The organism is Larkinella harenae (assembly GCF_054780515.1).
In genome coordinates, this window is sequence record NZ_BAAGWE010000020.1 from 31530 (window position 1) to 41389 (window position 9860).

Annotated in this window: 14 protein-coding genes; 4 read left to right on the forward strand and 10 right to left on the reverse strand. The window is 46.5% G+C overall.

Features of this window, described 5'->3' with window-relative positions; genetic code table 11:
• Window positions 1-9: 9 nt before the first annotated feature.
• Window positions 10-522 (reverse strand): hypothetical protein, encoded by a 513-nt coding sequence (locus tag ACYVH9_RS31035; RefSeq protein WP_460640347.1) that lies wholly within the window; start codon window positions 520-522, stop codon window positions 10-12.
• A 713-nt stretch (window positions 523-1235) separates the two neighbouring features.
• Between ACYVH9_RS31035 and ACYVH9_RS31040 the strand changes: the two genes are divergently transcribed.
• The 3 genes from ACYVH9_RS31040 to ACYVH9_RS31050 all read left to right on the forward strand — a co-directional run bounded on the left by ACYVH9_RS31040 (window position 1236) and on the right by ACYVH9_RS31050 (window position 3463).
• Window positions 1236-1940, forward strand: a complete 705-nt coding sequence (locus ACYVH9_RS31040; RefSeq protein WP_460640348.1) for a recombinase family protein — start codon at window positions 1236-1238, stop codon at window positions 1938-1940.
• 701 nt (window positions 1941-2641) lie between these two features.
• Entirely contained in the window at window positions 2642-2917 is a 276-nt protein-coding gene (locus tag ACYVH9_RS31045; RefSeq protein ID WP_460640349.1) for a hypothetical protein, read from the forward strand.
• 15 nt (window positions 2918-2932) lie between these two features.
• Complete coding sequence (locus ACYVH9_RS31050; protein ID WP_460640350.1) at window positions 2933-3463, forward strand: hypothetical protein; 531 nt, start codon at window positions 2933-2935, stop codon at window positions 3461-3463.
• 26 nt (window positions 3464-3489) lie between these two features.
• On the opposite strand, the gene ACYVH9_RS31055 is transcribed toward ACYVH9_RS31050, so the two are convergent.
• From ACYVH9_RS31055 to ACYVH9_RS31065, 3 genes are read right to left on the reverse strand one after another with little or no spacing between them, the layout of a single operon-like run.
• Complete coding sequence (locus ACYVH9_RS31055) at window positions 3490-3807, reverse strand: hypothetical protein (protein ID WP_460640351.1); 318 nt, start codon at window positions 3805-3807, stop codon at window positions 3490-3492.
• Between the two features lie 37 nt (window positions 3808-3844).
• A complete protein-coding gene (locus ACYVH9_RS31060) occupies window positions 3845-5125 on the reverse strand; it encodes a Y-family DNA polymerase (RefSeq protein WP_460640352.1) in 1281 nt (426 codons plus the stop codon).
• Complete coding sequence (locus ACYVH9_RS31065; RefSeq protein ID WP_460640353.1) at window positions 5122-5580, reverse strand: LexA family protein; 459 nt, start codon at window positions 5578-5580, stop codon at window positions 5122-5124. The genes ACYVH9_RS31060 and ACYVH9_RS31065 overlap by 4 nt, the downstream gene beginning before the upstream one ends.
• Window positions 5581-5883: 303 nt before the next feature.
• On the opposite strand from ACYVH9_RS31065, the gene ACYVH9_RS31070 reads away from it, so the two are divergent.
• On the forward strand, window positions 5884-6156 hold the full coding sequence (locus tag ACYVH9_RS31070; RefSeq protein WP_460640354.1) for a hypothetical protein: 273 nt from the start codon (window positions 5884-5886) through the stop codon (window positions 6154-6156).
• 715 nt (window positions 6157-6871) lie between these two features.
• Here ACYVH9_RS31070 and ACYVH9_RS31075 read toward each other — a convergent pair.
• The 6 genes from ACYVH9_RS31075 to ACYVH9_RS31100 all read right to left on the reverse strand — a co-directional run bounded on the left by ACYVH9_RS31075 (window position 6872) and on the right by ACYVH9_RS31100 (window position 9592).
• Window positions 6872-7222 carry a hypothetical protein gene (locus ACYVH9_RS31075; RefSeq protein ID WP_460640355.1) on the reverse strand — a complete coding sequence of 117 codons (351 nt, stop codon included), beginning with the start codon at window positions 7220-7222 and terminating at the stop codon, window positions 6872-6874.
• 54 nt (window positions 7223-7276) lie between these two features.
• Window positions 7277-8134, reverse strand: coding sequence for a hypothetical protein (locus ACYVH9_RS31080; protein ID WP_460640356.1), 858 nt, complete (start codon window positions 8132-8134; stop codon window positions 7277-7279).
• Between the two features lie 18 nt (window positions 8135-8152).
• Entirely contained in the window at window positions 8153-8422 is a 270-nt protein-coding gene (locus tag ACYVH9_RS31085; RefSeq protein ID WP_460640357.1) for a hypothetical protein, read from the reverse strand.
• Between the two features lie 43 nt (window positions 8423-8465).
• On the reverse strand, window positions 8466-8693 hold the full coding sequence (locus ACYVH9_RS31090; protein ID WP_460640358.1) for a hypothetical protein: 228 nt from the start codon (window positions 8691-8693) through the stop codon (window positions 8466-8468).
• The gene (locus ACYVH9_RS31095) at window positions 8690-8977 is read right to left on the reverse strand and encodes a hypothetical protein (protein ID WP_460640359.1); all 288 of its coding nucleotides are present in this window, start codon (window positions 8975-8977) and stop codon (window positions 8690-8692) included. The genes ACYVH9_RS31090 and ACYVH9_RS31095 overlap by 4 nt, the downstream gene beginning before the upstream one ends.
• A 288-nt stretch (window positions 8978-9265) precedes the next feature.
• Complete coding sequence (locus tag ACYVH9_RS31100) at window positions 9266-9592, reverse strand: hypothetical protein (protein ID WP_460640360.1); 327 nt, start codon at window positions 9590-9592, stop codon at window positions 9266-9268.
• Window positions 9593-9860 lie beyond the last annotated feature (268 nt).

Here is a 9860-nt window from a genome sequence, read left to right on the forward strand (position 1 = left end):
TGTTTACTTTCAAAAAGGGGTAGAGCTACCCAGGTAATATAAATCGGGGTTAAGCGTTCGCTCAATGGCCCGGGCGGTTAACATCAGTGCAAATCCTGCTTCAGCCCGGAGCTTGTCACCTTTGGTTTTTGTTGAGATCAAATCAAGTAGCTGATCCTTTGTGTATACAAGTCCGGGGCTGAGTAGCTCTTCGGCGAGTTTGCGGCAACGCTTGTGGCTATCAGGCTCAGCAACGCCAATAGGGGTAAGGTCTAGTGCCCCAATCAGCGCAGTAAGTGCCGGATTTTTCTTCTCCATCCTTCGTACCGCTTTCTCGGCTTCGGTACTCTGGTCCTCATCCTCAAAATAGATAGCGATCGGTTCACCAATCAATACTTTTTCGTTGGTCGGCAGGTCTTCCGGTAGAGGATCGACTCGCTTATCTGGCGCTTCGTCCACTACTACTGGTGCCGAGACCGGCTCGGGAGCGACAACCCGCCGAACCTTGCGCAGCGCCCTAACATCGTATATCAACTGTTTCACCATCGAAGAGGATTTACTGACTCACTCCGTATTACTAGGTTTACTCAGTCATAAAAGTTTACTAATATTACTGGGTCAACTAGGTAGATCGGCTAAATAATCCGCCTCGCGCTTGCTAAACCGGTTAGTCTCAGTGTTAAAACGTTGACAATCAGGCGTTTTACTAACTATACTAGGCTGTTTTACCATTTTGGCGTCGGTAACTTCTTACCGAATTGGATACCAAATCGCGGATGTAGTCGGATATGCTAACTTCCTTCTCTTTCGCAATCGCCAAAAGGTCGCTTTTCATCTTGGGTGACATCCGCACCAAGACCTGCACCTGTTTAGGTTCTTTATCCATCTGATATTCAATAGATTTAAGTTTGATGGTAAGCTACTCAAAAGCCTAGGCAAATGCAAGAAAAACTTAACATTTTTGTATAGCAATCTGCTATCATGTTTAAAGGTTAAGTGTATATCACTTTGCTTACTCCTTATATAACAAGGCTTAAACGTTCGTCTATGCCTTGTTAATTTGGGCTATATTTCCTACTTTTAAGATGAGATTTATGTAAGTCATTTATGAATAAGAAGCCGAGAGCGTTGTGGTATGTAGCACTTGCGTTGGGTGCAGTATTGGCCCTATTTGATAATCCGATTGCTGAGGGTGCTGGATACGTTGTTGTCTTGGGCACCCTAGGTTATGGCTTATATGTGAAATATGGACAGTGATGGCAAAGAAGACATTTCATCAGGTACACACCAGCGGCAGCCGTAAGTACGTCGCTTATTACCGAGTTAGCACCGCGAAGCAGGGCCGCTCAGGCCTTGGGTTGGATGCTCAGAAAGATGCTGTGCGCGGATTTGTGAAGGAAGCCCCAATAGTAGGGGAGTTTGTGGAGGTAGAGTCGGGAAAGAAGAACCAGCGCGAGCAATTGGCAGCGGCCATTGATGCAGCCCAGAAGCAGGGCGCAACGCTCGTCATTGCCAAGCTCGACCGTTTAAGCCGTAATGCCTCGTTTATCTTCGCACTCAGGGACTCGGGTGTTGATTTTAAGTGCGTGGACCTACCCGAAGCATCAACACTAACAATCGGAATCTTCGCTTCCCTGGCACAGCATGAGCGTGAACTGATCAGCGGACGAACCAAAGCTGCGTTGGCGGCAAAAGTGGCCCAGGGTGCAAAGCTCGGAAACCCTGAGAACCTGACCCGCGAAGCCCAGATCAAGGGTGCTGCCGCTACGAAGCGAAAGGCCGCGGTTAACCAGAACAACCGGCGCGCATCGGCAATGGTGGCCCACCTCCGCAGTCAGGGCAAGACCTATACCGAGATAGCGAACTTATTAAATCAAGACGGGTTTGTTACTTCAACCGGCAAGGAGTTTCACGCGATGCAAGTGCAACGTCTCCATAAGCGTAACCAAGGTAATCGTTAATGAAATAGTGCAACCATGAGTATGGACAGTAAACAATTCGCAAAATTAAAACCCGCAACAAAGGTGATAGTTGATATGGCAATGGTCCAGCAATTGAAGCTAAGACTACCCGTAGAAGCGTTCCGCTTTTTAAACGCGACACGCTCCTCCAGCGAGCTATTGGAACCAGGATTAGTTGCAGGGTATCCCGCGTTGAGAATGGTAGATATTTATGTGAGAGGCAGAACCTACAGCGTCCCAGCAGAGGCATTAGAGAAATGGCGCACGGGCAAGTCATGATATTGAGAATGTTTTCTCAATTTTACCCGCAACGATGAGAAAACATTCTCAATCAAAGACTGCTTGTACAGTGCCGGTTCATTTATGTACAACTGCTGTACAGGCAGACTGATTGACGAAGCTACCGAGAAAACTTTCTCAACTTTGCTTGGTGAGATTGAGAATCAATTCCTATCTCCCACTCAGTGGGAGTGACTGACCCGAAATATCCGGATTGGTCGAAGGGTTGTAAGATTTACAACTCATTACCAGATAGCATGGTAATGGGCTCTTCGACCAAGACAAAATTGCTTACTCAATAGCTATATACTTTCCTCTACAACGTAACTGTAGGCCGACCTACCATTAACTCATTCAATTTTTCCTTTCTGATTTTTCACTTTATTTTCATCTTGGTTTTTAACATATAAAATAAGAACATCATGGACGAACCCAATTTTGGAGATTTATTTGGTTTGAGTGTCTCTAACAGGAAAATCAAAACCTATTCGGTGGGTGATATTAATATGATTTTTCAGGTAATAGAGTATCCCGATGGGGCACTAGCAGAGAGAAGAAAGGAACGAAACGGTTTATGGACAAAGTGGGAAATGATAGAGCGAGAGGAGGTAGAAAGAAGAATAAAGGCGGGCCTTTACAAGGAAGTACTGCCTCCATTCACCAATCGCAATAAGATAAACCCATCTAGAAGCTTTTAGTGAAGGTGAAATAATATGGCTAAGAAATCAAGTACTTTCAAACCATTCACCGCAGAAGAAAGGCAGGAACAAATACGGCAGATTGATGAGGTTTTCCCTGATTCGGCACCAGCATACATTGCAAAAAAAAGGGAGATAGATGAGTTAATGTATCTTAAGCACCCAGGCGAAGATCAGCATCGATTGATAATTGAGTCGTTTACAAGCCATGCAATAAAGGGAGGCAAAATCTCTTCACTTATAAGTGGATTTATGGGCTTTATCGCTGCCCACCGCTATAGTCATGGATCTGACATTGAACCAACTTTTGACGATTATCAAACCTGGCTAGATGCACTGCCATTCTCGGAACGCGAAAATCAGATTCAATTAGGCTTTGAGGGGTGTAAACAAAAAGTTCGGGAGTACGTTCAGCGAAAGCAAATGAGCCAAGACGAATACCTGAAAATGAAATTATTACCCAAAGATCTTCAGCTTCATTATGCTGTAATAAATTACATTAAGTTGAAAGATGCTGGAAAGCCGGAGAACTTGCCTAAAAATTAGGCTTTACATTTCAGGATACACACATTTTATTTCATAGGTTGCTCTAGGATGGCAATAATCTTCTGGTACGTCTCATTCTCCAAATTACCGCCCGCTAGGTCACTCAGTAGTTCTTTTACCTGCTTGTAGTCCTTTCGATTTAAGGCTACAAAGCCCATCGACACCTCAATGCCCTGACGCTTTTCTACCTCGTCGGGCACAATCACCCGTTTGGTGAATACTAGATAATCGGACAGTTGGGCAATAAGCGTTTTGACCATTTCAATTTTCAGGTTCTGGTCGTTAAAAGGCTTTTTCAATTGCCAGGTAGCCAACTCCTTGAAAGCTTTGTCAATAATAATCATATCAGTTCAAGCAAGGGTTATAGGCAAAATACTCGATTTACGCTGCGGTCAGAATTTCTTTCCAGTTGGTAGTAGGTGCACCAGACTTGTACTGCTCTTTTCGCAGCCAGTCTGGATCTGGTTCTCTGGTTGGCAACCGATCCGCATAGAATACCATATCCCGGCCGAACTTTAGCCGGATTCGGTCGAACGCCTTCTCTAATTTCCCCTTACGTGGGTCGGGCGTTTCGATAAACAGCTTCAATTGCTGGCTGGTATCTTCACTGAGGCCCGAAAGCATCACGCCTACTTTGTGGTAGTCATAACCCGGACGGTACAAGTCTCGCAATACCGCCTTGGCGCAGTCGAACATCACATCATTTTCGTTGGTGGCAAACGGTAGTGAGAAGCTGATGCTACTGGAATACTGCGGCTTCCTGGGCTGCCAACGGTTCGTATTGATGAATACCGTCATCATGGCCGCCTTGGAATGCTGGTGCCGCAGTTTCTCGCCCGCCTTGATCACGTGCAGCTTCAGGGCTTTCGTAATCGTTTCCAGATCCGTTACCGGCCGACCGAATGAGGGTGCCACCATGATTGCCTTCTTGGGTTTGATGACCAATTGTAGAGGCCGGGCTACCTCACCGCGCAGCTCGTGCGCCAGGCGAAGCCCCTGGATGGTCAGCTTCTTTTGAATCCAGCCATCGGGTAGGTTGATAAACTGAAAAGCGGTTTCAGCCCCCACCGCGTTGAGTTTGACCGTTCCGCTGCTACCGATGCCCCACAAGTCGCCCACCTTCATTTCTTTCAGCACCTGATCGGTGAACAGCCGGTTTGCCAACGCAAATACGCCATCGTGCTCTTCATTCCGCTTGGCTACGTGGGTCGCTACTTTCGCCAGTGATTTCGTAGGGGCAATGCCAATGGAGACATTCAGGCGCAGCCAGCGATTAATTACATCCTTAACGCGCCGAGCCAGGGACTCCACATCCTTTAATTTACCCTCCATTTGGCAAAACACCTCATCGATGCTGTAAAGCTCCAATTCCGGAAAGAATCGGCGCATGATGTTCATGACCCGCGTGGACATATCACCGTACAGCTGGTACTTGGAGCTAAAAGCCACCAGCTTGCCCGCTTCGACCAGATGCCGCACCTCATGGAAGGGTTGGCCCATGCGTATTTCCATCGCTTTGGCGGCCGCGCTCCGAGCAATCACATTGCCATCGTTGTTGGAGAGTATGACAATGGGGCGACCGCGCAGTGCTGGATTGAATGAGACGTGGCAACTCGCATAGAAGTTGTTTACGTCAACGTGTAAAATCCAGAGCGCGCTCATTCTTTCGGCTGTTTAACCGGGTAAAACACGAATGTCACAACCCCGTAAAACAGAAAATCCCCGCCTTCGTGGCAATAGATGGGCGGGTAAAGCTGGTTCGATGCGTGAAGGATAAAGAAATGGTCCAGCATCTGAATGCGCCGAACCCGTAGCCCACCGTCCGCCCAGGCCATGATGATCGTACCGTCCACCACCGGATGATTCGCATCGACAATCAACCGGCTGCCCTCGAAAATGCGGTCGGGTTCCATGCTGTCGGTGGTCATCTGGGCGTAGATGGTTGCATCGCGGTCCCGCACGATCAATTCATTCAGGTCACAGGCGCGTTTGAAGTCCTGATTGGCGGGGGAAGCAAAGCCGGTTGTGGGCTGAAAACCAAGAAATTGCTCGTCCCATGCGCGGGAATCGAGCACGATAATTTCGTGGGGTAATAGGGTGTCATCATTGACTATCATGTAAGTTAGAGAGAATATATATTGCAACTATAACATACAATCAACAATAATGTCAAGAAATATTCGATAATTATATCATAATACTGAGATAGTGGTATGATATGAGGCTTGGAATTTGTACCTTTGGGTAGACTAACAAATACTAGGACAGAGAGAATGTAGACAACCCGGACTCCGATAGAGCCGGGTTTTGTTTTACCTTTGTGGCATGGCAAAGAAGAAAGAAATCAAACCGGTCACCCAAGCCGAATTAGACGAACAGGTACGGCAAATCAACGAGGTATTCCCTTCCGGCGAGAAGAAATGAAATCCTACAAACTACCCCTGGTTCACAACAACATCCCCTGCGAGGTGGCGGTGTCAATGGATGAGCATCAAGCAACTATTGTCCCTTATGTGAATGGGGCGGCCATCGGTGAAGCTCAGCAAGTGCCCTTGTCCGAATTTGAGGGTAGCGTACTTACCGTGATCAAAAGCGTTCGCAACTTCGTAGAGCGACGTCACCCGACCGGCCCTACCTTAACCGAAGCCGAAAAAACACTAATGCGGTTAGGCTTCATAGCTGTTGAAGGATAATAACCGGGCAGACTAATTCAATGCTGAGAATTAATTCTCAATAATCAACCGTTTTCCAACGGCAAAAGGGTCGCGTTTTAAACGCCATCCTTCCGCTCACGGTCGATGTCCGCTTCCGCGCGAACGTTTCTAATTCCGTCCAGTGGGAGTGGACGTTAAGCATTTAAAATGCGCGACGTTCCGGGATCGTTTCGACGTTGATGTCAGGACGTTCAAGAGCATGGAAATTCCATACCCCTGAGTTTTTCACCAGAAGAGGAGGAACTCCTCAAACTGAAGACTTTCTCTAATCACACCAAAATAGGTTTATTCTAAAAATCAAGAAAAATGGAGGTGACGTTTCATCACCCCCTCGACACCATGTCGAACCCTTCTGGATTATGCTGCCCCCTCAGTGTAAGAAAGTATTAAGCTGATAAAGAACTAGCCGAACCAGTACACCCAACAACTCACAATTCAATCTTGGATATATAACTTTTAGTTATAATAAAAACGCCGAGGTCAGTAACCTTGGCGTTTTGAATGATCAACAACAAAATATTAGGCCCGATGACGTGCATGTCTAATATAGTTGATTTTCTGCAATAAAAAAGGCGAAAATCAAGTGACTCTCGCCTTTTACGCCTATCCCAAAATATCATAACCAACCATTATTTAAGTACGATTACTGATCGTATCAATTAACCGTTGGTTATAATTAACCTGTCTGATACACTTATTCGTAGTCGAAAGACTCGTTTTCAAAGATTTCATCCTTCTCCTCCGGGGTCAACATAAAATCCTGGAATCGCCCTTCTTCCTCTTCTCCGCGAACTTGCTTGCGGTCAGTTACTTCAACCAAGACGTTTACCGTAATTGGACGTGGATCGTCGGGCAGTTCTTCTGGCCCGACGCTATGCGCTACTTCTTTAACACGAAAGTGCTCGAATTGAATCACTTCGTCGTCAAGCTCAGTGGCTAGCATTATCTCCTGTCCAGGCAAATAGTTTGGGTAATGTTCGGTCTTGAACGATACCCATCCACGCTGACGATTTCCTACTTCAACTTTTAATAGTACGCTTACCATGGTTGTTTTATGTTTAATTGAATTTAAAGCCCTGTCCTTAATCCAGCCTTTTCGTCACTGGATTTGATACTTTCTCTTTATTTTGCTCCATCCGTCGTCAAACCGGGCCATTACCTCCCAGACTTCAAAACGTGCGATATGGTTGCGCAAATCTTGGTCAATAATGGCTGATAAGAGTGTTCGTAGAGAAGGTGGGTCTATATCAGGGAATTGAGACCGCATATCCTCTACGGTTGCATAAAAGCCGCGAAGGGTACTCCGTGTCGAGAGAAGGTAGCGACGAAAGGTTACACAAGCCTTATCCATAAAATAGCACAGCCTAAGTGATTCTCCTGTAAGCCCCTGCTTTTTACCCTGGACCACATGGGCATCTGGCGGCCACAGCTTTAATATGGTGTCCGTCGGATGGTCGATTGTTGGTGCTTCTTCTGGAGAAAGTTCCATTCGGTAAGCGATGAGCAGTCTTTCTTCTTCTGTTGCGTCCGGGTCCTCCGGAAACAACAAAGGATAGGCCGAGGGAAATAGGTTTGCTGTGACTTTCTCCAAGGCGTTTTTGAGCGTCGGCACAAGTTCATATAACTCAAATTCAAGCATGTCTTCGTAGGCTTCGACAACAAGCCAGAATACGGCTTCGTACATACTCTGCTCATCCTTGTTAATTGTCCGGGCAAGCTCCTTATACTGTCGGATATGAGAGTTTACGAATCTTAGGTTTTGCTGCTTTCCAACCAGATAGCCCCGTAGAAATAAGTCGATAGAGTCCAGCGAGTGGGCCAATACTATATCGTCGTGATCAACTGCTTCGCCCCGCTTAACCAAATCTTGAATAGCGTCAAATCGCCACAAGGTGCGTAACCTAAACTTCTCAACATTTAATGCGTGTGTGTCTTCTACTTTATTTTCCTGGTCCATACTTCAGATTGGATGTTTTTATTTTGCTTCTTCGTCATCTTCGGAAAGCGGACCATGTAGCGACTGCCCAAGGACACGGTACTTTTCTCGCTTTTCCTCTACTTGGTGTGGATAAATGAATATCCATGTTTTACGATCAATCCCCCTCCCATAGACTCGAAACTTCTGCTTTCCCTCAACCGAGGGTATCTCAATATCCTTGTTTACGTGTGATTTGGCGGCTTTATTGAACAGGACACCGCCTGTTATTGCCTGCACATCTTCCTTTGTGGTACGTACCTGTGCCATGAGTTAAATTACTAAAAATCAGTTGATTTATCAAGAAGTTGGATTACTTTTTAATACTACAATTCACGCGATTGTAGGGACGTTTGCGCGTAGCGAGCTGCGCTGACACTTCGTAGTTCCAGACCATCAACGCATAGCCTTCCGGATAGCCAAAAGGGTAGGCGTTGCGGATCTTCCGGCGAAGCTCAGGGAGTCGGTCGCTAGAGTTATTGCTGATCACCTGGCGGACGACCTTCTCGGCCATCCGCCGGTACGGTACGGCGTTGCTCATGACGTTTTGGCGGGGATGACAATACGGAAGTAAAGAATGTCAATGCAGTGGACGGGGCGTTCTGGTTGGTCGTAATTAGGTCCACGATACCATTGGTAGAACTGATAAGACAACAAATACCGCTCAATTGAGAAGTACCATAACTTATCTACATCAATGGTTTCATTGCAAAGGCCGAGAAACCCAAAGTATGGCGGCTGTTCATCATCGGCGACAAGAGAGAGTACAATGGTGCGCCAGTTACCTACCGTGAACTCATTGAGGAAATTGATATTTATAGTCATTGCCTTGTTAACCGGGTATTAGTATACGTTTCGCAGTGGCTCTAAGTATTCTGCCGATATTAGTTTATCCGCCTGGCAGATGCGGGCCAATAGCTCGGAAGAAACCCTACGCTTCTTCGTGGCTATCGTGTGCAAGGTCATCCTGTTGAATCCGCGAAGCTGCGCAAATTGGCCGGGCTTTATATTTAGATGCTGAAAGGTTATTGCAATCCGTTCGTTGACCTGGTAGTCGAGGGGGTTTGAATCCATGATTCAGTATTTACGGTTGTTGTTATACGTCGTGCGGTGTTAGGCATTCATTCGCAGATTGATAAGCCCATTCGCTTCAAACCAGAAGTCGAAAAACAGGATACTCACTCGGTGCCAGTACCAGGTTTCAGTTTCCACCTCTTCGTCATCATCGTCAAAATCAGTATCCAGAAACTCGGTTTGGTATTCGAGCTTGTAGCCTAAGAGCCTTCGCTGGAAGCCAGTATAGTTCTTACCGTGCCATTCCAGCTCCAGCAATGTAAACTCCGGCCGATAGGTCTTTTTGGGATTTTCGGAATAACCGCCCCACCCGTCCCAATCGGTTGATATTTCCAGTAGAGCAATACCAAGCCGACCAAAAACCATGACCCAATGAAAGTCTAGCGTATTTGGTAGGCAGGCATTCCAGCAGCGAGCGAAGAACGACTTAACCCTTACCATTGCCTATATGAAGTTTGATCGGCCCCCTTGCACGAAACCAGAAGCTATAAAAAGCAACGTCGATAATGTCTTAGCCCCCCGAAGAGTTGGACAAAATTGTAAAAACAATTAAGTCCCTTTAACTTCAGGAACAATGAGCAAAACACGACGAACATTCACCCCGGAGGACCGCTACTCCATCGTTCAAGAGTCC